9 protein-coding genes are annotated in these 23,524 nt (G+C 67.2%); 1 reads left to right on the forward strand and 8 read right to left on the reverse strand.

Annotated features, from left to right (window positions below):
* Positions 1–34: 34 nt before the first annotated feature.
* The 5 genes from FNH04_RS07500 to FNH04_RS07520 all read right to left on the reverse strand — a co-directional run bounded on the left by FNH04_RS07500 (position 35) and on the right by FNH04_RS07520 (position 18,943).
* Positions 35–2,347, reverse strand: coding sequence for a UvrD-helicase domain-containing protein (locus FNH04_RS07500; protein ID WP_152781610.1), 2,313 nt, complete (start codon positions 2,345–2,347; stop codon positions 35–37).
* Positions 2,344–9,090: a DEAD/DEAH box helicase gene (locus FNH04_RS07505; protein WP_322722708.1), complete on the reverse strand. Its 6,747-nt coding sequence runs from the start codon at positions 9,088–9,090 to the stop codon at positions 2,344–2,346. The genes FNH04_RS07500 and FNH04_RS07505 overlap by 4 nt, the downstream gene beginning before the upstream one ends.
* Positions 9,087–14,588, reverse strand: coding sequence for a hypothetical protein (locus tag FNH04_RS07510; protein WP_152781612.1), 5,502 nt, complete (start codon positions 14,586–14,588; stop codon positions 9,087–9,089). Before FNH04_RS07510 ends, FNH04_RS07505 begins: the two co-directional genes overlap by 4 nt.
* Positions 14,588–17,647 (reverse strand): DEAD/DEAH box helicase, encoded by a 3,060-nt coding sequence (locus tag FNH04_RS07515; protein ID WP_228031209.1) that lies wholly within the window; start codon positions 17,645–17,647, stop codon positions 14,588–14,590. Before FNH04_RS07515 ends, FNH04_RS07510 begins: the two co-directional genes overlap by 1 nt.
* A gap of 126 nt (positions 17,648–17,773) precedes the next feature.
* Positions 17,774–18,943, reverse strand: a complete 1,170-nt coding sequence (locus tag FNH04_RS07520) for a serine/threonine-protein kinase (protein WP_152781614.1) — start codon at positions 18,941–18,943, stop codon at positions 17,774–17,776.
* 362 nt (positions 18,944–19,305) lie between these two features.
* On the opposite strand from FNH04_RS07520, the gene FNH04_RS07525 reads away from it, so the two are divergent.
* The gene (locus FNH04_RS07525) at positions 19,306–20,133 is read left to right on the forward strand and encodes a DUF5655 domain-containing protein (RefSeq protein ID WP_228031210.1); all 828 of its coding nucleotides are present in this window, start codon (positions 19,306–19,308) and stop codon (positions 20,131–20,133) included.
* A gap of 280 nt (positions 20,134–20,413) precedes the next feature.
* Here the strand turns inward: FNH04_RS07525 and FNH04_RS07530 are convergent, their stop codons facing one another.
* The 3 genes from FNH04_RS07530 to FNH04_RS07540 all read right to left on the reverse strand — a co-directional run.
* Entirely contained in the window at positions 20,414–21,478 is a 1,065-nt protein-coding gene (locus tag FNH04_RS07530) for a hypothetical protein (RefSeq protein WP_152781616.1), read from the reverse strand.
* Between the two features lie 231 nt (positions 21,479–21,709).
* On the reverse strand, positions 21,710–22,846 hold the full coding sequence (locus FNH04_RS07535; protein ID WP_152781619.1) for a DnaB-like helicase N-terminal domain-containing protein: 1,137 nt from the start codon (positions 22,844–22,846) through the stop codon (positions 21,710–21,712).
* Positions 22,846–23,524, reverse strand: a 679-nt coding sequence (locus tag FNH04_RS07540; RefSeq protein ID WP_194236594.1) for a DNA cytosine methyltransferase, incomplete at its 5' end; no start/stop codon positions are given. The genes FNH04_RS07535 and FNH04_RS07540, both read right to left, overlap by 1 nt.

Raw genomic sequence — 23,524 nt, forward strand, 5'->3', positions numbered from 1 at the left:
ATCCGAGGCGTAAAACACCGGAAGGAAAGGCTGCTCAGACCGGCAGGTACGGGCTGGGCTTGCCGTGCCAGCTGACGGTCAGGGCGTCGCGGGCGCGAGTGGAGGCGACGAACAGCAGGGAGCGGGCCTTGCGCTGCTCGCGCTCGTACCGGGGTGGGTCCTCGGTGCGGTAGCGGTCGATGACGTTGGTACGCGGGATGATGCCGTCGCTGGCGCCGACGATGGCGAGTCGCTGGTATTCGAGGCCCTTGAAGCGGTGCATGGTGCCGACGTGGACTTCCCCGTCGCCCTTGGGGCCGTCCTTGGTGAGTTCGGCGCAGGTGATGCCTGCCTTGGTGGCCAGGTAGTACATGGTCTGGCTGACCATGTCCCGGTCGGCGACGCAGACGGCGATGCGGCCGCTGGGGTCGCGGGGGGCGCCGGTTTCGTCGGTGGAGAGTTCTTCACGCCAGGAGTTCAGGGTGATGGCGAGGCCCGCGAGTTCGTCGTCCCAGGTGTCGTAGGGGACGAAGTCGGGCTTGGGGCCGTGGAGGACGGACCGGTATCCGGCGAGGGTGTCGATGCCGTCGTCGAGGTTGTCGTAGGTGACCTTCGCTTTCGTGTCCTTGGGGTCGACGACGCGGAGGGCTTCGGCGAGGATTTCCTTGGTCGTGCGGTAGCTGAGGGTCAGGCGGGAGGCGCGGCCGCGGATGTTGATGCCGAGGGCTCCGAGGGCGACCTGGTGGTCGTAGATGCGCTGGTGGGCGTCGCCAGCGATGAACATGTCGTTGGGTAGGTCGGGGTCGGCCATGGCCCGCAGCATCTTCCAGTGGGCGGGGCGCAGGTCCTGGGCCTCGTCGACGACGATGTGCCGGTAGCGGTAGCCGAGGTAGCGCATGCCGGAGCTGTCGTCGCGGTGGATGAGGTCCTTGCCGCCGATCTCGTCCTTGTATTCGCGGCGGGCCTTGATCTTGGCGGCGCGTTCGATCTCGAATCGGGCGGCGCGCTCGGCGGCCTGGCCCCAGGTTTCGACGCCGAGTTTGTCGAGGCGGGCGGTGAACTGCTCGATGAGCTTCCAGATGTGGTTGCGCTCGGGGCGGGTCAGTGCCCGGCCGCGGCCGGCTCGTCGGGCCTTGAAGTAGTCCGAGCGGGTGGGGACCGACTGGCCGAGGACGACCTGCTCCCACTCTTCGAGGAGGAACTCGGGCTCGAAGCGCCGATCGTCGAGTTCGGCGAGCAGCTGGCGCATCTCGTTGAGGGCCACGTGGTCGTAGACGCGCTGCTTGCCGCGTCCGGGGGCGGTGTTTTCGCCGAGGACGCGGGCGGCGAGCTGGTCGATGTGGGCGATGTCGACGCGGGCCAGGAGGTCGGGTTCTACCAGGGAGGCGAGCCGCAGGCGCAGGTCGGTGGTGAGGTTCTTGGTGAAGGTGGTCAGCAGGATGGGCTTGTTGTGGCCTGGGGGCAGCTGCTGGGCGAGGTGCTTGACGCGGTGCAGGGCGACGATGGTCTTGCCGGTGCCTGGGCCGCCGGAGACGCGGGCGGGGCCGTTGTAGTGGCGGTGGACGATGCGTTCCTGCGTGGGGTGGAGGAAGACCTTCCAGGCGCGAAAGTCGCCCTCTTCGATGACCGCGCGGACGGCGTCGTCGACGGTGGTCACCTTGGTGCGGGCGAGGGCGGTGGCGAAGTCGTCGGGGTCGGGCCGCTGGTCGAGTTCGACCGGGGCTGTGATCTCCCGGCGGACCTCTTCGATGTCCATGCCAGCGGCGAGGCCGTACAGGACGTCCTTCGACAGCAGCGGGGCACCTTCGACGAGCTGGTCGAGTTCGGCGCTGGTGGTTACGGTGAGTGCCAGCTCGATCAGCTGCTCGGCGACGCCGAGGTCGCGCAGTTGGTCGGCCTTGTACACGGCCAGGAGCGGCGGAGCGGCCGGCTCGGGTGCAGGAGCGGGAGCGGGCTTGGGGGCGTGCTCTTCGGGCTCCGGCTCGGACGGGGTGAGGGTGATGCCGGCCCGGCGGAGCGCACTGTCGCCGACGACGGCGAGGTCGACGAACTCGATCTCGCCGGTGACGCGGTTGACCGCGACCTGCAGCTCTTCGTAGACGTCCCGGCGGTGGCGGACGGCGATGACCAGCCAACTCTCGGTGCCGTCCGTGTCGGCCCCGGTCCGGGTGAGCAGGGCCCGGTAGTCCTGGGAGACGCGGGCCGAGTAGATGCGGGAATCGCCCTTGAGTTTCTTCTTCCTCAGTCCCGGGAGGCCGGGGTTGTTCCGGAAGTTGTGGCAGAAGTCGTAGAACTGGGCCTTGACCGAGCGGTCGAGCTTGTACAGCTCCTGTTCGGCTTTGCGGTACAGGCTGAGCCGGGCGGTCATCGGGTGGATCCTTCTTCCGTGTCTGGGAGCTGGCCAAGCAGTTCGTCGAGATGGTCGAGCCATTCGGTGTCGGTGCGCACCGTCCAGCCGTCCTCGGCGTACGCGGCGTCGCGTCGTTGTGCTTCGTCGTCGTCCTCTCCCTGGTGGGCGGAGACTACGACGATCTTGATGCCGTCGGTGTGCCAGGCGAAGTCGGCCAGCCAGCGGCTGGCGCCCAGTTCGTAGCCGAAGACGGGCGCCTGCTTGCCGCGGTCGGCCAGGATCTCGGCGAGGCGAAGCAGGTCCGGTGACTCGTCGGGCTCGTCGCGCAGGATCTCCAGGATGTCCTGGTCCCAGGCGGCGTCGCGGAGAATCTGTGCCACGGCGGCTTCGGCCGCCGAGTCGTGGTCGGGATCCGGGTCGACGGGCTTGACCACGGTCGCGGGTGCCTCGGATACGGCGGGGGCGGGTGCGCCGATGAGCGAGTCGAGTTCGCCGAGCCCGCCGCAGACCGCGAGGGTCTCGACCTCGAAGTCGGCGGCCTTGCTGGTGGCGAGCTGGACGCCGTCGCCGCCGGCCAGGGACAGGAACTGGGTGAGGTTGGTCCAGTACAGCCAGGACCGCCAGCGCACTTTGTGTTCGTCCGTGTCCAGGACCTCGTCGCTGTCGTCGAGGACGGTGAGTGCGGTCCACTTCAACGTCTCGGGATCGGCGGCGTCCAGGGCGAACACGATCGGCAGCCCGGTGTCGTCCTGGGTGCGGAAGACGTGGACGGGGCCGATGCCGGCCGCGTCGGGCACGACCGGTTTGTCGTGGCGTTCGGCGGTGGAGAAGGTGGCCAGCTCACCGCGTAGGGCTGCAACGAGTTCGCTGCGGCGGCCGGTTGCCGCGACCGGGGACGTGCCGGGCTGGGCCGTCAGCCCGGTGACGAGCGCGCGGGCCCGGCGGGTCCAGCGCTCGGGGTCCGGATCGCGCAGGTAGGCGATCAGTGTGTCGATGGGGTTGGCGAAGATGGCGCGGGCGAAGTGGGCGCGTTGTCCGCCGTACTGCTCGTATGCAGTCTTGGCCTGCTCCTGTGCGGTGCCCCGGTAAGGAGGCCAGACGGGCTTCGTACGAGTGGGGCGTTTCTCGAACAGGTCGATGTCGGCCCAGGTGATCTGGAAAACGATCTCCCCGTCGGCGCGCAGGCGGGTGCGTTTGGCCGCGTCGGTGGCGATCTGGTTGTGCTCGCGGCTGGCGTGGAAGCGGAAACCTTCGAGGTAGACCTTGACGCTCTGGGTGGGGCCGTCGACGCGGGTGAAGGTGAAGTCGCTGACGGTGCCCTGGAGTTGCTGCTGCGCGGTCAGCCGCCAGTGCGTCACTCCGGAGCTGTCGGTGAAGCGCAGGTGTCCGCTGGCGTGGCCGTCCTCGTCCAGGGACGCGTCGTCGGTGACCTTCACCCAGTCACGCAGGGCGGCCAGGAAGCGGGCCTCCAGGTCGGACTCCACCTGGGCGTCGAGGCCGACCAGACCGGTGTGTTCGACATCGGTGGTGTCCCAGCCGTCCTCGCCGTCCTTGGTGAACAGCAGGGACTCCAGCATGGTCAGCGCCGACTGGCGCGAGACGATGTCCTGGAATGGCTCGGGCGTATAGCGGTGGAGGCAGCGGTGGCAGGCCCGGCGCTGCTCCTCGGCGCACGGGCACTCCTTGAGCATCTCGTACGCGGCGGCGAGCGTGTCACGGAAGGCTTTCTTGTCCGTGAGCCGGTCCAGGTAGCCAGTGCCGCCGGGCAGGGAGTCGAAGAGGACCAGGAACCAGCGGCGTTCTCCGCTCTCGGTGTCCGGCATGGACGCGACCGTGGTGGCCAGGTGCTGCGGATCTCCGCCGAAGTGCAGGTCCACGCCGAGCCGCAGAGCGGCCCTGAACGAGTGCACCTTGGCGTCGACGTCCGCGGTGGCGGCCGGGATCAGCACCCGCAGGGCCTCAGTCTCCAGCTGGTGGGCGAGCAGCACCGGTTCCTCTCGGGCATCGCTCTTCTTGCCGCGCCGCAGAGGGCACCACGGGCGGTGGTGCTTGAGCCGTCCGCTGCGCGCGGCCAGGGAGTCCAGCTCATCGGTGTCGTGGTCGAAGACTGGTTGCCCGTCCGCGCTGGCCGCCCCGCACGCCGTACACACGTGGAACGGGCTGAGCCGCACGTGGTGGCCAGCGAAGTCGTCGCGGGCCTGGGCGTCGTAGCGGATCGGTCCGACGTTGATCCGCCGGATCGTGGCTCGGCGACAGTAGTCCACACCGAAGGTCTGATGCTTATGCCGCCATGAACCGGGCTCGATGTCCTTGACCGGGATGTCCACGGCGTCCACGACGGTGTAGGAGCGGCGGTCGCGGTCGTCCTTGTCGTCGCGGATGTGGGCGTCCTCCCGCTTTTCGCGCGAGGTGACGGTGGCAGGTTCGACGACCTGGAACAGGCACGAACCATCGTCGGCGATGTGGGCCGTCTTGCAGCGCGGGCATGGCGAGCGGTCCTCGGCGGCGTTCTCAGTACGAACGTAGCCGCAGCCGGGGCACACGCGCCAGGTGCGCCACTCCTGGCGCCCTCCGGTGGCGATCTCCAATCCACTGACCTGGTGCTTGTAGCCGTTGACGTAGAAGGTGTTGCCGGGAGCCAGCTCCTCCAGTGCCAGACGCCGTGGCCTCTCGTAAGCGTAGGTGTCGGAGGTGTACTTGGTCCTCCCCGTCGCGGGGTCCACCCCGTCCTCGCCATACAAGGTGGCCGACAGCACGGTCGTGGAGTCGATGAGCGCGTAGTTGGGCAGGAGCCCCAGGTCGCACAGAGCGGTCTGTGCCGAGGTCTCCCCCAGGTTCATCAACCGCCGGCCGACACCGCGCCGCTCGGCGTCCAGCTCGGCCTTCTGTCGCGCCTGGTCGGGGTCGGAATCGTGCAGTTCATCATGCGCCTCGTCGATCTCGCGCAGCCGAGCCCGCAACGCCTTCTCTGCCCGGAACCACTCCCGCTCGGCCTCCTCGACCTTGCTCCGCAGCTCGTGCGTGGCGTACGTACGCAAGTCGTCCTTGGCCTGATCAGTGACGCCCGAGGGAAACAAGTCCAGGAACCCCTCAGCGAGTTCCTCCCCCTTGGCGAGGGCAAGTTCGACCAGGTCGGCCAGGTAGCCCGACGGCCCGAACAGGCGGGGCGCCTTGTGTGGCAGTGCACGCAGCACGATGCCGTCCGCGCGTACCAGCCGTCCGGCGGCGGCAAGATCCAGCAGGTGGGCCAGGTACTGGCGGCGCAGGATCTCGATGGCCGAGAGGTAGCAGCCCGGTGGCACGATCGTGCCGGCGATGAGGTCCTTCGGACGCTCCAGGAAGTACAGGTCACGCCGCCTGCGGTCCGGGATCGTCAGCAGGAAAGCATTGCCCGTACGGCGTCCGGCCCGCCCGACCTGCTGGGCGTAGGAGGCGGGGCGGCGCGGCAGCGCTGCCAGCACCACCGCCGACAGGTCACCGATGTCGATGCCCATCTCCAGCGTCGGCGTGCAGGACAGGACGTTGGGGTCCTTGAAGCCCTCGCGCCGCTTGAAGGCCTCCTCCACCTTCTCGCGCTGCGGGCGGGTCAGCATGCCCGTGTGCTCGGCGGTGACCACCTGGTAGGTGCCCGCCCCGCGGTACAGGCTGCGGTAGTAGTCGCGGGTGTAATCGCGGTCGCGGTGGTGCACCCCCAGCCCCTCAGGCCGGTCACCGGCGACCAGGCGGCCGCTGCGGCACCGGTAGGAGGGGCAGGGCTGCTCGTGCCACTGGTCCAGCAGCGACGGATGGACGGTCTGCTCCCAGAAGCACACCGGGCAACGCACGTACGCGTACCGCACCTGCTCGTCGTCGAGGAGCTGCGCCTCGAGGTTGCCAGGCTTTAGCCCATACACGCGCAGCGAGGTATCCCGGGGGGACCGCACCGACAGCAGGCCCAGCGCGGCCAGCTCCGGCGTCAGCCGGGACCAGAATTCCGGCGCCAGCTCGCGCGGCAGCTCCAGGCAGCGTCCGGCCCACCGCTCGTACCAGGACAGGCGTCCGGTGGCGAAGTCGAACTCGCTGCCATTCTTCGGCCCGCTCAGCAGGAACACCGGGGCCGCCACCCGCTTGGGGAAGGCCCGCATGCCCGGCGCTCGCTTGCCCCAGATGAAGTACCGGCTGGTGCCGGCCTCGTCCACGTACTTGTCGAGCCACTTGTGGGCGACCGCGCCCCGAGTACGCAGCCGCTCCAGGAAGATGCGTACGAACGCCAGGTAGCGGGCGTCGTCCTGGACGATTAGCGGTACTCCGTCGCGTACGCACTCCTCGTGGATCCGCTTCACCAGGGCCACTACGGCCGCCGGATCGTCGATGCGCACCTGCGCAGCGGCGGTCCGGGTCAGCTCCAGGGTGCGGCCGTTGCGGGAGCGGAACCCGAACTCCATCAGCGTCTCGAAGGCGAGACGCTGCCCGATCATCCGCCACACCGGCATGCTGCCGCCACGCCCCTGGCCGGACAGCAGGCGCTCGACTCCCTTGTAGACGTGCAGGTCCGGCGGTACCACCGCGGCGAGGGTGTCCTTGTCCGTGGTGGCCTCGACCACGTCGGCGATGAGGTCGTTGAGCGCTGTCGGCTGCTCGTGGCTCAGGTGCTTGGCCAGCAGAGCTCGCAGGGAGAACGTGTAGGAGCGGTTGGCGACGAACCCGGCCCGGTGCGCGGCGTCCTGCACCGAGTCGTTGAACATCAGCGTCTTGTCCTCGTGCAGCTTCTTGTCGAGCTCCCCACCCGTGAACAGCTGCGTGATCGACGCCGCGGCCATCGCCGCCGACCCGGTACCCAGAAAGCGAATCGCGTTGCGCTCACCGCACGCCGGGCACCAGTCCTCCTTGGCCGCCGTGTTCGCGACCGTGCCGCCGAAGTGGACCAGGACGAACGCCGAGTCGCGGGCCGTCAGCCGCGGCTCCTTGGTGTCCTTGTCGTAGTCGTTGAGGGGATCGGGCAGCCGCAGCCGCTTGCGCGCGCCGTCGAGCACCATCAGTACGCCGCCCGCGCCTTGCCCCGTCGCGCCCCCGTTACCGCCCCGACCGGCGGCCGACATCAGCGCCGTACCGGACCCCTCACGCGCCTCCCGCTCCGTGGCGGCGATCAGGTTCCGTACCCGTGCCTTGTCCTGACCGAGCGAAGCCCGCCGGATCTTGAACGTGTCGAACTGGACATCGTGATCGTCGCTTTCCGGCGAGAACACCGCCCAGCCCGACCGCCCGCAGTCCCGGCAGTAGATGGCCGGCAGGAACAGGTTGGCGTTCTGCCCGGACGTGGCCGTCGTCACCGGCGCCGCGCGCTCGCTGTCGGTCGCGCTGGCATCCGCCAGCCCGGCGACGTCCCAGCGGAACTCCGCCTTCGGCCACGGCAGGACGCCGCGCAGCAGCCGGGACACCGACCGCGCCCACTGATGCACTTCAACATGCACGAACGGCCGCGGCTCTCCCGGCGGCGACTTCGGATCACGCGCGTACGACAGCAACGCCACGAACCGGGCCAGAGCCTCGGCCGCCTTCTCCGGCTGCCGCGCCACGGCCTCCGCCCAGCCGGCCGCGCCCGCCCGCCACATCACATCCAGCACCTCGGTGCTGGTCTTCACCTCGCCGTCCAGCGCCTGCATCACCGCTCGGGTGAACAGGTGCCGCTTCAGGTTCTCGCCCAGCAGGAACGGATCGACGTCGCGAACTCCGGTCACGGACTCGATGAGGTCGAGCAGCGCTTCCTCATCGGAGGCGGGGTCGGGCAGCGCGAGCAGTTCGTCCGGCGTCGGCAGCCCCTGCATCCTCACGTCCGTCAGCGGGATGAACTCCTCCACCGACAGCCGGTTCTCGCCGACAATCGACTCCGGCGTGAACTCCGTACCGAAGACGTCGGTCGCGACTTCGAGGAGGCGCGCCACGCCCTTGTCGTCGGTCCCCGACGCGAGCGTTGCCGACGTCGCAACCGGGCAGATAGACCCCAGAGGACGCCCTTTCTCGGACACACCGACCGCCGACGCGAGGCGCCGCAGCAGCATCGCCACGTCAGTGCCCTGCGCACCGTCGTACGTGTGGAACTCGTCCACCACGACATACCGGATGTCCGCCTCCCGCCACAGCGGGGCGTCGTCCTCGCGCTGCAGCAGCAGATCCAGCATCTTGTAGTTGGTGATCAGAATGTCCGGCGGCGACAACTGCATGTCCGAGCGTCGGGTGCGCACCTTCTCGTACTGGGTTGCCGCTCGATCCCCGATGTACAGCCCGGCCCACAGCTTGCCGAGCTCCGCTTTGTTCTGCGTGAGCAGGTCGTTGATGCGCTGCGCCTGGTCGGTGGCGAGCGCGTTCATCGGGTACAGGAAGACCGCTTTGACCCCGGTCTTCCCGGCTTCTCGCTCCCGCCGGCAGTGGTCGAGCACCGGATAGAGGAACGATTCCGTCTTCCCCGAGCCCGTGCCCGTGGTGACGAGCGTCGGCTGCGGGGTGTGCCCGTTCGCGGACGTCAGCCGCGCGAAGGCGACAGACTGGTGGGAGTACGGCACGAACCCCTCGCGCTGCCACTCCAGGTGATCACGCCAGCCGTCGTCGGCGGTGGTGAAGGGCGTACGGATCCGCAAGTACGGCCCCCGGAACATCCCTGAGGTCTCATCCCCGAGGAACCGGTGCAGGGCCTCTCGGGCACCTTCGTCGCTCAGCGCGTAGGTGGTGGACAGGTACTGCAGCAGGCTCTCCTTGAGCCCACGTGCCTGAAGCGTCGGCCTCACGGGTTCGGTACCTCCTGCTTCACCGGGTCCCACTTCCCAGCGGCGACCGCCGCATCCAGCCGCTCCTTGAAGTGAGCATGCGCCTCGCGCATCTCGTCCTCGCGTTTCGCCTGGTAGAAGGGGGCGCGGTATCCCTCGGGCACGGGCGCGTCGTCGGGGTCCTTACCGTTCTCCACAGCCGTCCGGTACGGCTCGAACTGCTTCCACGACTCCTTTGTCTGCCGCTGCCCGATCGTCCGCGCGTTGCCAGCGATCTTCCAGCCATCGGCGTCGAACCAGGTCACGGCCTCGTACTTCTGCAGTACGGGGAAACGGCCCCGGTACGCGGCGATGAGCGCGTCGGCGTCCATGCCGAGCCATACGGCGACGAGGGCGTCGATCTCTACGAGGGCGGAGCGGCGGGCGCGTTCCGTGCGGAGGGGGGTGTCGGGGCGCCAGTCTTGGGTGACGTCGTTCAGAGGTTGAAGTCCAGGCCAGTTGCGGGCCCAGGGCTCCTCATCGCGCCAGGAGGTGTCATATAGGTCGGACCAGAGGTCGGCATAGGCGGTAGTGAGGCAGTTGAGGCGAAGGGTGCGGAGTAGGAGGGCGGACGTTAGCGGGTGGTTGGCGGAGGGTGCGGGCAGGGCGCCGGCCCGGCCAACGTCAAGGTGTCCTGTGCCTGTAACGCGCAGCAGGTAGTCGACGGGAAGCGAGGCCCACATCCCGGCCAAGAGAGCGGTCATGTGGTTGTCCAGCGCCCAAGCGCTGCGTACACCATGCGTGTGTGCTGTGCCGGGCGGCACAAGCGCTGGATAGAGGCTGCGCTCAGTGTTCGGCGCAATCATCTCGCGCCACGCAAGCCGAGGAAACACGACATACCGCCGCCGCGCTCGCTCCACCAGCACGGCATCGATCTGCTCGGCTGTCACCCGCTCCTCGGGGGTGCCCTTGTCGTGAGCAACCTTGCGCCGAGCGCGGGCGATCGCCTCGTTGTTCGCCCGCAGCCGTGCAAGCGCACGTTGGTCGATCCATCGATCCTGCGCAGTCAGGTACTCGCGATTCCTGCCAGCTGCCCTTACGTACTCCGTGTCAGGCACGAAGTCCGGCGCAAGGGCGACTAGATCCGCGCCGTAGGGGTCATTGCTGTTGGCATCATGCCGCTTGAACACCGGCGTGGCGACGCTGAACTGGGTGCCCTTGAGGATCACCCGGCGCCACCCCTCCGGCTGGTACTCCTGGCCGGTGTTGGGGTCTGGGCGGTTGTAGTCGATCAGGTTGTCTCTCTTGGCGTTGGTCTCGTTGTAGCCCTGTGAGATTTGAGGAGACATGGCCCCAAGCCGCACCGGATAATTCGCCAACGCCTCGATCGCCGCCGCCTCCCCGGTGCTCACCGGGAACAGCAACCGAGCCTGCTCGACCGGTTGACCGCTCTCGTCCAACAGTCGCTGCCATACGGCAAGTTGATGCGCATCGACCCGCACAACCCTTGCCGAATGAGGCCGCTCATCAAACTCCCCGTTGCGGTACCGAATCCCCGGCACCTCTCCGGAACCGTCATGCTTGGCGGAGTTGCGCAGCGCGTCTGCGGAAACCAGCCAGGAGAGGTGGTCGAAGCCGATCTCCCCCGGCTGCCCGTAGACGTGTACTCCGAAGTGGGCTGTGTGGCCGACCGGTTCCGGGAAGAAGCGCTGTCCGGCGTTGACGAAATCGCCGTGAATACGAAGCCTCTGATAGGACGCCTCGCGGAGCTTCCCCTCCTTGTCTCCAGTGAAGTGGGTATCCGGATGCACTATCCCGGCAGTCCCCTCCGCCGACCTGTGCGCCCACACCTGCGACATGAACGCCCGATACAGATCGGGCCGCGTCCCACTGAGCAGTGGATACATCTGTGGCGAGCCGAACAACGCGGACTGCGCACTGATGTTCGTCAGCTCGCCCAGCACATACCGCCGGGCCTTCTCCTTCCCAAGGACCTCCCGCCGCCGCCGTTCCTTCTCCGCAGCCGATGCCTTGGCCTCCAATTCAAACCACGGCTCATGCTCCGCGAGCACGGCCGACTCTTTCCACTCGGGCCGAACCCACGGCGGATTCCCCACCTGCAAGTCGAAGCCCCCACCCTGCGCGAACACCAGGGCGAACTCCAACTCCCAGTGCAGGAAGCCCTGCTCCTCGGCGATGTCCCGCACCACCCGAAGCCACGGGAACCGGTCCTCCGGGTTGCCGGCGTCCATGCCCATGAAGCCGGGCAGCGTCTCCTCGAAACCCTTCAGCTCGTCGAGGCTCTGGAACCCGTCGACGAGCGTGTTGCCGTCGGGCACGTCGGCCGTGCCGAGCATCGCCTCGAGGAACTCCAGCCAGTCATCGAGGTTCTTGAGGGGCCCGACGGCCCGCCGTGCCGGCGCTTTCGGTTTCGTCGGAGCCGTCTTGACCTTCTTCGGGATGATCTCCCTCACCTCGACGGCCTCGTCCCGGAGGTCGTCGAAGGAAGTCTGCTCCGGCCCCATGGCGAACAGTGCCGACACCTCGACGAATCGCGGCGCGGGAACGGTCGGCACCGCCGGTGCCGCCGGGGCCGATTCCTCAGGCTCGACCTGCTCTCCCGTCAGCGGCACTCCCGCGATCTCACTCAGCCTCTCCGCACCGCTGATCTCGACGCGTGCCGCGTACTCCCTGTCCGTCCCGTCCAGCAGTCCAGCCTTCTCGGCGGGCCAGAACCACAGCGCGCACCACGCGTCCATGACCTTCTTCAGCCGCCAGTACGGGGTGTCGATGGCGTTGAAGAGGTCCTCCAAGACCTTTTCCTTCGGCACCGCCTGCTCGGGGTGCTGGAGGAAGGCATACTCCGGGTCGCTCGGGTCGGCCTGCCACACGTCGATACGGCGGGCGATCTCCCGCTCGGACAGTTCCATGCGCTTGACGACGGCCGACCACAGGAATTCGACGCGCCGGGCGGCGTCCCGCAGCCGCGTGTACTGCGAGGTCGTCTCCGTCTTCGGCTTTCCGGTGCGGGGGTTGATCGCGACCGTACCGTCCTTGTTCAGGTGGGCCGTGCTGCGCTTGGGGCGCTGGAGGATGCCCTTCTTCCAGACGGCGAGCCGCTCCACTTCCTCCTTCGCAAGGTCCTTGGCCTCCTTCGACCCCGTGACCGCGGCCCAGCCCGGGCACGGCAGCAGGAACTGGTGGACCGCCCCGTCGGGCAGCGGCTGCGGCTCGCCGTCCTTGAGGAAGGGCAGCGGGGTCGGCGCAAGGGAACCCTTCGCCTTCAACCACGCCTTTTCGGCACCGGCCACGTCCTCACCCGCGTATACCGCCCGCCGAGCCCCGATGAGCGAGTTGCCGCGGCGCAGGTGCAGACCGAACCAGGGGGCCCGCATGCCGGGGTGCATGGTGTTGAGCCACAGCGACACCTCGGCCAGTTCAACGCCGGTGGCGTTGAGGTCGACGCCGTACGCGTTGTGCAGGGCGATGTACGCCTTAGCCTTCTGCTTCTCGGTGATAGCGGCGGAGGCAGGGATCGTGATGCCGAGCTCTTCCTGACGGCGGCGCAGGTACTCGTCGGCGACCTGGTTGATGGCCTCGTTGAGGAACGCGCCAGAGCCGAGTGCCGGTTCGCAGACCTTGTACTTCAGCAGCTCCGCAGCTCGGGTCCGGATGACGTTGCCGTCGGCGTCCCGCTTCTGGTCGAGGCGGTTCTTGAGGGTCAGCTCGACGGTGACCTTGGTCAGCGACTCGGGTGTGTAATACGAGGCGGAGGTCTCCCGGTCGCGCCCCGCAAGCCGGTAGACGAAGGAACCCTTCTCGTACTTCTTCACGCCGCGCAGGCCTTTGCGGGCGTCCTGCTCGCCGTACTGAACCAGGGACTTGTCCGGGTACTGGTCCTGCTTGCGCGACGGGATGAGCCAGGAGCCCTGCTCCGGGTCGCCACCGCGGGCCACCTCGCACAGCTCCTCTTCAGCGATGATGCCGGTGTAGGACATCAGTCCCTCGTAGACGGCGCCGAGCTGGTTGATGCCGAGGTTGCGGTAGGAGATGAAGCCGCCGCGTTCCCCCCGCCTGCCTTTCTTCATGGTGAGCAGACGCAGCACCTCATGCAAGGCCTCGTTGCGGAGGCGCAGGTCGAGCCAGCGGGGGTCGTTGTCCTCGTCGCTGCGGGGGTCGACGACGCCCCGGCCGATGAGGCGGATGGCGGTCGGCTCGAAGAGTTCGCTGCGCAGAGGTTCGAAGCGCAGGCCGCGGTCCTCGCTGCGGCGGTCGGCCTTGGCCTTACGGGTCTCCTCGTCGTCGCCGGGCTGGTCGTCGTCGGCTTCGGTGCCGTACTCGCGGTGGCCGTAGTTGACCTTGTTGAACAGGACGTCGAGGGAGTCGTAGAGGTGGAAGCCTTTCCTGGCCTCCTCCTCGACCAGTTCCTCGTCCCGCTCGACGAGTTCACGCAGACGGGCCATGGAGTAGCCGGCCTCGTAGGAGCCGTCGTCGGCGGGGAGGATACCGAGTTCGGGGCGGGCTTCTGCGTAGAGCAGGAAGAGGATGCGGTAGAGGTAGCGCAGCGCCTCGCGGGTGAGTTCGCGGGGGAAGGGAATCTTGGGGTCTGCGATGTCGGCCGGGGTGACGTCGTTCTTTGGGTCGGCCATACGGGCCAGGACTTCGTTGGCGATGATCTCGACCGAACGCTGCAGGCCATGGCGCAGTTCGGTGGAGACGCCGGCCGCGTTGTCACCGGATCCCTTGAGCAGGGCGTCGATCAGACGGCTGGTGTCGTTCTCGCCGGGGCGGAGCATGTCGAGGCCGAACAGGGCGGCGATGGTGGCGAGTTCGCCCTGCTGGGTGCGGTCGTTTCGTTCCAGTGCGGCGTCGAGGTTGACCGCAAGATAGCGGCCTTCGTTCCATGCCTGGCGGTCGGCGAGGACGATTACGCCGCCGCACAGCAGCAGTATGAATCGGGGGTGGGGGCCGCCTGCCTCGCCGAGTTCGCTCTGGAAGAGCCAGGAGGCCATGGCGGTGCCCGTCTCGTACGCTTCGCTCGCGCCGATACGGAAGGGCTTGAGCAGCCGCCCGGCGCCGCCTGCGTTGAGAGCGGAGTCATTGTCGGCAGCCCAGCCGCAGTCGAGGGCGACGACGCCGTGGCCGTGGTAGGCGACAGGCAGGGTGTGATCGCGGCCGGCGCGGTGCACGGTGAGTTCAGCTGGAGAGGTGTCGTAGCCGAGGGCGCGCAGGACCATCTGGTGCCACTCCGCGAGCCGCTTGGTCCACTCGGGGTTGTTGTGCGTGTTGAGGCGTGCTTCGTCCTCGGCATCGTCCTGGACACTCTTGGCGAAGTAGCCGCGCATGTCGTCGGCGAGGTACGAGGTGCGCAGAGTACGCAGAAGTTCCCGCGGCGTCTTCCGGGGGTCGTTCTCGTCGCCCTCGCGCAGCGCCCAGGTGGCGAACATGCCCTTCTTCAGGTCGGTGCCGAGCTGTTCTGCGAAGTAGTGCGCAGAGAGGTACTCGCCGCGGTTCGTGAAGGAGTCGAATTCGGTGCTCATCACTCGGTGCCTCCTTCAGCGGCGGTGTGCGGTTCAAGGACGGCCAGCAGGCGGAGCATCGGTTCGCTGGCCGTCTCCAGGGACTTGGCCAGTTTCAGCAGCCGCTCGGCGGTTCGGTTGAGCTCCGCTTCTTTCGGGCGGGCGGTGGCGAACAGTGCTTCCTGGCGCCACTTGTCGACCCGACTGCGGTAGGGGGCGAGGGCCTCGTCGATCTGCTCGCGGTACTTGGCTTCGAGGCCGACGAGATGACGTTGTGCGACGTCGATAGCGGCGGGCACGTGCGTGCTGAGACCGGGCCGGTCTCGGGGTGTGGCGCGGCCGGGCATGTCCGGGCCGACGCCGTACCGCTCCAGCACGTCTGTGGTCAGTTCCTCCACGACCGGGTTGTCGGGGAGACCGGATACGGCCATCCATTCGACGATGGTGGGCTTGCCCAGCGCGTTGGAGTAGATGCCCTGGACCAGGTACGTGGGGCTGTCGACCGTTGCGGCGAGCACTGGGGCCTTGTGCCGGCCGATCTCGACAAGCACCTTGTCTGTGAGCCAGTCCAGGACAGGGTGGATGTCAGTGACGTACGAGACGTTCGGCCACTGGGACTCGGTGGTCTCCCGTGCCGCCTCCAGGCGCTTGCCGGCGAGCTTCTTGGAGAAGGTGACGCGCATGCGCGCCGGCTCGTTCTTGCGCGGCATGATCTGCTGCTCGTCCAGGTACGACTTCGGCAGCGCTTTGAGCCGGTACAGCAGGTCCCGCGGAGGTTCGAAGGCAATGGTGCCGTCGTCGTCACGGCGCAGGGACAGCATGTCCTCGGGGTTGGGGCGGCAGACCTGACGCAGTGCCTCGTTAAAGTAGTCGGCCGTGGAGCGGAAGAGTTTCGGCACTACTGCGCGCGCCACTTCGGGGCGTTCGTGGACGGCGCCCACCTGGCCGAGGATATCGGCGAGGAAGGCGGCTCCGCCTTGTCGGGACTGCTTGAGGGATTCCTCGACCGTGCGTCCTGCGATCAGGTCCTGGGTGAGGCGGTTCTCTTCCTCCCTGGCTCGGTAGAGGCCGGTGACTGCCGCAGCCGATCCCTCCTTCTCGATCTTGTGGGCCTCTTCCTCGCGCTTGAGGAGCTTCTCCCCCACCAAGCGGTCATCCAGCGTGCGCGGCTGCCCCGTCTCCTCGTCGGTCCGCCACGGTATGTCGCTGGTGAGGATCAGCGCACGGAACTCGGGGCGCTGCTGCTGTCCGTACCGGTCGATTCGGCCGTTGCGCTGCTCGATGCGGATCAGGGACCACGGCAGGTCGTAGTGGATCAGCAGGTGGCACTGCTGGTGCAGGTTGACGCCCTCGGAGGCGACGTCGCCGGTGAACAGGATGCGTACCGGGTCGTCGCGCAGCCCGAACTTCTCGACGATGTCCTGCTGTTCCTGGTCCGTGGTGGCCTCACCGTGCATGACCTGCACCGCTCCGCCGAATCCCAACCAGGGCTTCTTCTCGTCCGGGCTTGCTGTGCGTGCGAAACCGAGGGCGGCCGGTACGGTCTCGGCCAGCCACTTCAGAGTGGGGATGCTTTCGGAGAACACCACGACCCGGGTGTCGGAACCCGGCCCGACACCCAGGTCGCGCAGTTCGTCCACTAGCGCTTTGCGTTTCGACGAGTCGTTGTCCTCGATCTGCTCGGCGAGGTGCTGCAGGTCCAGCAACGCGTCCCGCTCCGCCTTCCGTGCTGCTTCGCGCGCTGCCGGGCCTTCGGGCCGCGTCTGCCGTTTGGTGCCGTTCTTGGGCTTGTCGGACAGCGGACCGTCGAGGGTGCCGATCCGCGTCTTGATCGTCTCCAGAAGGGCCTTGTGCGAGGACAGGAACGATTTCAGCAGCCGGTACGGAACGAGCTGGTGCGGGCTCACCGACCGTGCCGACGGATCGGCGGGGATCCAGCGTGTGGCCAGCTCCCTGAAGACCGCGAGCTCCCTCTCGGTGGCGGGAACGGGGATGGGTTCGGACGGGCCGCGGTCCTTCCAGATCTCGTCCTTGATCGACTCCCGTACCTCGGGCGAGGTCTTCGTACGTCGGATATAGAGGTGCTTGAGGTCCCCCACGTCGTACTGGGTCGGGTTGGCGATCGCGGCCTCGTCCAGCATTCTGACCAGCTCGGCGAACGAGGCGGCATCGCCGTTGTGCGGGGTGGCCGAGGCCAGCACGAGTGCGTCGGTCTTGCGGGCCAGCAGGCGGGCCAGCGCGTTGTTCTTCGTGCCGCGGTTGACCAGGTTGTGCGATTCGTCGATGACGACGGCATCCCAGTCGGTGTGCTCCAGGTGGTGCGCGTACACGTCGCTCTTGAGCGTGTCCACGGAGATGATCACGCGCTTGAAGTACGCGAACGGGTTGCGCCCTGCGGGGATGTCCTGCTGGACGCGCTGAATGCCGGTCGAGTCCAGACGCACCAGCGGAATCCCGAACCTGGTCCACAGCTCGCGCTGGAACTGCTCCAGAACGTGCTGCGGCGTCACGACCAGGATGCGCTCGCCACGCCCGCGCCGGATCAGCTCCGCCAGGAGGATTCCGATCTCCAGCGTCTTGCCGAGACCGACCACGTCCGCGATCAGGATCCGCGGCTGCGGGTTCTTCATCGACAGCGCCAATTCCGCTGGCCGCAGCTGGTGGATCTGCTGGTCCATGAGGAAGTTGTCCGCCAGGGCCAGCCCGTGTTCGGTCTGCGGCAGATACGTCTTCCGCAGGATCGCCTCAAGGAAGAGCCGGGATCGGCGGTGGTTCGGCGAGTCGTCGGGCACCAGCTCGGTCTCGCGCGGATCCAGCTCCTGCACGACATCCAGCCGGTCGTAGAAGGTCGCGTCCATTCCACGGACGAACGGTGAGATGCCGGTGACCTCAACCATCCACCCGTCACGCGTGGACGTGCACTTACGCACGAGCCACAAGTCGTCGCGGATCAGGACCTGCGCGCCCGGCGCGTATCCGCCCGAGGCCAACGGCTGCCCCTCCGGCGCGACGTCGTCAGGCTTCCGGGCATCCCCCGCCGCGTCGCTCTGCTTGCCCACGGTTCCCGTCTCGACGCCCAACGCTTACTCCGAATCCTTACTCACGGCGCGCCCCACGCCGTTTGCCTCACTGGTCTACGTACAGCTCTAAGGCCGCTGCGTACACCCGTCCGCCAAGCTTCTCACCAGGCACCGACAGCGTGACCGTCACAGCACGGCATCCACCGCGTACGCGGCCCGCAGCTCGTCCGCCACCCGCTTTGACGCCGGTGGCCGCCCGCGCGTGGACCGTGCCTTCGGCTCCGCCTTCGGAGGCATGGCCGGCCGGGCTGGTTCCGGCGTCGGCTCACTGTGCGCCATGGCCTCCGGCTCCGGCTCGTCGGTCTCAGCATCCGGCTGCAGACCATCGAGGGGGGAGTCCGGGCCCGCACCATCCGTGATCTTGGCCTGGTCCTCAAGCAGCTTCTCGAAGGAAGGAGACAAGGGGTCTTGGGCGGCGTCCGGAGTACCGCCAGCGGTGGTCCGGGCGATCAGGGCGAGCCGAGCGTCGGCCGGTGCAAGTCCAGCATTCTTCAGCAGCGTCGCGCAGGCGTCGGCCACAGCTCCGAGCGTCGGACGTTCCTCAGGAGTGTGGGCGAGCATCGAAGCGATCAGCGGCTTCAGCCCCTCCGGGACGCCGCTCAGGTCCGGCCCGATGTCAGGGTTGGCCACCTGCACAGCGACAGCCTCCCAGGCCGCCCCGTCGTACGGGTAGTGGCGGGCCGCGGCGTAGAGCAGCACGGTGCCGAGTGCGTACACGTCCGCTGCGGGCGTCACCTTCGGTTGCCCGCTCGCCTGCTCCGGGGGCATGCAGCGCACCGTGCCGATGATCATGCCGCTGTGCGACAGGGACTCCTTCGCGGCGTCCATGAACGCGCCCAGTCCGAAGTCGATGATCATGGGGCCTTCCTTGCCCATGATGACGTTCTGCGGCTTGAGATCCCGGTGTAGCAGTCCTGCGGCATGCACCGCGCTCAGGCCCTCGGCGAGCAGCGCGCCCAGGCTGGCGACCAGCTGCAACGGAAGGACGTCATACTCGTCCACGCACACCAGGAGCGTACGTCCGGCCACGTACTCCATCGCCAGCCACGGCCGGTCCGCGAAGGGGTCGGCATCCAGGAAGCGTGCCACCCTGTTCGTGCCGATCACGGTCCGGGCTATGAGCGCTTCCTTCTCGAAGCGCGCCCGCGTGAGGGGATCCAGCTTGTCGCTCCGGATCAGCTTCACAGCCACCGGGTCACCGCCGGGGGTGTAAGCGAGGTACACCTCCCCCATGCCTCCCGAGCCCAGCTCCTTCGCCACGGTGTACCGGCCGATCCGCTCGGGCATCCCCGCCATTTGCCGCTCAGCACTCCTCATCCCTGCCCGCACGCCGTCGATCGAGATTCATGGGCGCCGATCAAGCCTAGTCGGTCCCGGTTCGGGGCATGTGGGGGTTCCGCCACCTCCGCCTGTACACCGGCAAGGTTCTCCGTGACCAGGGCCTCGGTCTGCCCCACTGGCGGTCCGGAAGGCGTCGATCAAACGGTTTCGGGCCCAGCACTTCCCACTTCTAGAATCTTGCTCCGTACCGAGACGCCGTTGCTGGGGGGACTGTGGCCGACCTGAAGGTGTTCCGCGTCGCAGGAGGACGCGCCACCGAGGTCCGCGGCGAGCGCATGCCCTTGGAGCGGCACCTTCAGAGTCTCATCGAGACGAACATGGAGGAGATGCTCGGCGTACGTTTCCTCGCGTCCGAGTTCCCAACGGGTGATGCACACGGGGGCAGGATCGACACGCTCGGCCTGGATGAGGCCGGTTCTCCGGTGATCGTGGAGTACAAGCGGGCCCGTGACCAGAACGTCATGAACCAGGCACTCTTCTACCTGGCATGGCTTCTGGATCACCGAGGTGACTTCAACCTGCTGGTGACGGAGAAGCTGGGCCCTGCGGTGGCTTCCTCGATCGACTGGACCAGCCCGCGGATGATCTGCGTCGCCGGCGACTTCACTCGGTACGACGCGCACGCCGTGAGGTGCCTTGGACAGGCGATGGACCTTGTGCGGTACCGCTTGTACCGCTCCTACGGAGACGAGTTGTTCACCCTCGACCTGGTCGAATCCTCGGTAGGGCGTCCTCGCCCGGGCAAGCCACGCTCTCGTAAGCACCTCTCACCGGTCACCGACGCATCGGGAACCGCGGACGAGCAGGCCGTGACCCACCTGACTGGGGCCTCGCCGGAGATGTGTCGCCTGTTCGGCGCTCTGGACGCGGCTCTGCTCGACTTGGGCGAGGTGCATCGGGAGTCCCTCAAGACCTGCCTGGTGTACCGCGCCTTGCGTGGCTTCGCGTGGGTGCGTGTGCAGAAGGAGGCCCTTGTCGTCACGCTTCGCGTGAATCCGGAGACCGTCGAACTGGTGGACGGCTTCACCCGAGACCTCCGCGGACTCGGGCACAATGGCGGCGGCGACCTGGAAGTCCGGATCCGCAGCCACTCCGACATCTCTTCGGCGGTGGTCTTGTTCCAGCAGAGCTTCGAGGCCGCCTGACAGGTGAAACCGGTGATCACCTGGCCCGCTGCAAGGCCAGTGCGGTGCGAGCGGCGCGTGGCACCCCCTCTCCAGCTTGATCCACGCCATAGTGGTCAGATCACTCTGATCGAGCCGGGATCCTGCGGTCAGGGCGGCAGCAACGGCTCGATCAGCGCCCAAAGCTCGTCATCCACAATCCACGGTCAAGCACTCGCACCTCCCGAACGGCGCAGTCGTCCTACCGGTCACGCCCGACCAGCCCACCTCAACAAGTCGTGTTACGAGCGAATAGGATGCACTACTTCATGTCATCAGGCAGACGACCGCCGTTGGCCTCCATTGCCGCTCTTGCCCGACCCCAGTCGCCGTGCGTCTGCGGCATCCAGAGCGCGAAGTCGCTCTGACCGAGCCGTAGCGCAGAATTGACAACGAACATCTCACAGAAGTCGTAGTTCTCGGGCGTGTAGTGGAGTTGCCCTTCTCCATCGACGGCGTGACGCTGACCATTCGCGGACACCGAAATGCGCGGGGTGATCATCGCGAAGCGCGCATAGCCCGCCATATCTATACCGGCAATTTGAAGGCGCAGCACATGACGCATCGTTTCAAGCTGTTCATCATGGTCTTCCATCGCCTTCTCCACGGAGGAAGCAAGACTGCGGGTCGCACTCCGAATATCCGAGTTCGATGAGGTGGGAAACGCCTCGATACGCCGGTTTGACCTGTGATATCTACCGCTAAAGTCGAACCGCTGGGTACGGAAGGCTGAGCCCGGTAGATACTTACCACGGCCCCAATCCAACATAAGCTGATCAAACGCCATCGCCACTTCGGCCATGCCCGCCCGAGTGTCTCCTGAATCGACTGCTGACCGCCCGGTCTTCAAATGGCCGCGTACTGCTTCCTGGGGCACGATATGCAACATGGAGATGTCGGTGAGCTCGACACCAAAGAGCCGGGGGCAGTTGCTTTCGAGGAACAGGGTCACGTCGCGACGCGTTTCTTCAACCTGATCTGCCCCTGGGATAGAGCCACCGTGCTTGAATCCGTTGCGGTAGTCGCCAACTCTCCTTACAACATCAATATTGGACAGACGATTGCCGTCTGGCGCTCGAAGCTTCTTGACGTTCCTCGAGAACGGTATGTCGAGATCGATATCTTCGCCGCCGAGATGCGCAACGGCCACGATGAAAAAATACTCCATGACATCATGGAACATGAGCACGGTCGAGAAGTTCAGCGGCGCAGGCGCGTATGACTGCGTCATCGCTTGCTGGTGAAGCAGCCGAATATAACCGAGGCGCTTCATGATCGATTCGTCGGGTGCCGGAACGCTCGCAGAAGGGTTGGTGGGCTGTGACATGGCAGGATCGTAGACCTGTTTGGGAAGCCCTCACACAGCATTTTGTTGAGAGCCCGCCGCTTGTGACGGTCAGCCCTTCTTCAGTCTTCTATCCAGCCTTGCTCTGATTCGGAAGTGTCGAACCGGTACTGCCCCGGGGCTGCATCGTAAGCCAGCCCCGGGGTCTCACCCGGCGACGCGAAGGGCCATAGGTAGGTGGCCCGGAGCGGGAAGCGGGACGTCTGGCCTTCCCTACGAGGTCTGCCGTCGCGCCCTTGGCGCTGTCGGGTTGGGGAGGACGGATGGGCTTCGCTGGCGCAGACGAGATTGCAGCGGCGTCACTCGAGGCGGTGTGATCGGAGGACCGCGTCTTACTGCTCGTGGAGATGGCGGCATACGTGGTTGGCCGGCAGCGTCTCGGCGGATTCGGACAGCTGTGACAGTGCCCAGGACCCGGCGTGCTCCGGTGATGATCTGGTGTGGTCTGAGGGTGACGTCGTCGGTGTACTGCCTGATGGCTTCCGCCGCGTGAGCCGCGGTGCTCACGATGGCGTGGTCGACGATTCGGTAGGCCCAATAGACCGGGTCGAAAGAGGACCTCCCACAGACGCCGAGCACGTATTGAGCGGTCACGTCGCTGTCCCGCAGGAGACCGCGGTGCTCCGCTTCCCACAGGACAGTCACGGGGTCAATGGGATCGCCACGACGATTCATGGCGAGCAGGCAGCGGGCGAGCTCCTGGTGGACGGGGTGGCTGAGGTCTTCGGGGATAAGGAAGGCTCGGATGTCCTTGAGAGCTGCCGGGTGGGTCGTGGCGGCGGCGAGGAAGGTTTGTTCATCCGCGTACCGTTCCTCGTCTCCGCATGGAGTCACTGGTCTCGTGACAGGCGATCGCGGGAGTGAGCCGGGGTGCGGACGCCAGTCGGCGGCCAGTTGCTCGAGATGGCGGCTGAGTGTGTCGGCTTGGGCGCAAATCGCGACGACTCTGTTGGGAAGCGCGGACTCGGCAGCTGTCTGGGCGAGACGGTCAGCGTGTTCGCGGATGCTGCGGCGTGTGTGGCCCGCGAGGACCATCCGACCGTACGTGGTTGCGTGGGAGGGGCGCGGACAGGCGTCGATGAGGGTGTGGGCGTATACCGCGGTCGTGCCGGGCGTCTGCTGAGTGGCGCGCGTGACGACCGCGTTGAGCCACGCGAGACCGGGTTCGGTCTCATCGACGGAGCGCATGGCGGCGAAGAGGGCGCTGTGCACAGGGCGGTAGAAGTGCTCAGGCTGAAGCCAGCCGATGTCGTCCAGGCGCTCAGGGGCGGCGAAAAGGGCGCCGAGGAGAGCCTGTTCGGCGTGCAGCAGGGCGTCGGGCGGTGGCAGGTCGTCGATGTCGTCGTCCATCAGGCTGCAAGGTCGAAGTCGTCGCGGCTGAAGGCCCTGCCGAGGTGCGGGGCGAGGAGGTGTGCGGCCAGGCGTGGTGGGACGGCGTTTCCGATCTGGGAAAACTGCTGGCCTTTGTTTCCCTGCCAGGGGTAGTCAGCTGGGAAGGTCTGCAGGACACCCGCCTCACGGGCGGTGATACGGATCGGCTCGGGCAGTGCCTCGGCATCTGTGTCGTCTGTGACAGGCTCAGCGACCCACGTGCACTCGTTTGCGCGGTGGCCGAAGAAGAGGGTTCCGGCCGGTTTGTCCTGGTCGCGGATGGTGGCGTTGGCCTGGTTGTTGTTCCGCAGCGCCCAGCGCCAGTGGGTGGCCTTGCTGGTGAAGGTCGGGGCCGGGCCGTCGGCTGGGCTGTCGGCGCGAGCGCCGTGGCGAGCGGTCCAACCCGTTCCCCTGGTTTGGGGCTTCAGGATGATGCTGGTGCCGGGTGGCTGGGGTTTCCAGGTGCCGCGGTCGCGGGCGTCGGAGAGGGTCTTTCGGGAACCGGAGGGAAACGGTTCGGGGCCGCCTCCCGGTCCGCCGCCGGCACACACGGTCGGCACGGGGCGGTCGGTGGCGCCCCAGCCGAGGGCTTCGGCCATGGAGACCCAGCGTTCGCGGCCCGGTCCGAATAGGGTTTCCGGCTCGGCGACTTGGGCG

The sequence above is a fragment of the Streptomyces phyllanthi genome, assembly GCF_009377205.1.
Taxonomy (GTDB): Bacteria; Actinomycetota; Actinomycetes; order Streptomycetales; family Streptomycetaceae; genus Streptomyces; species Streptomyces phyllanthi.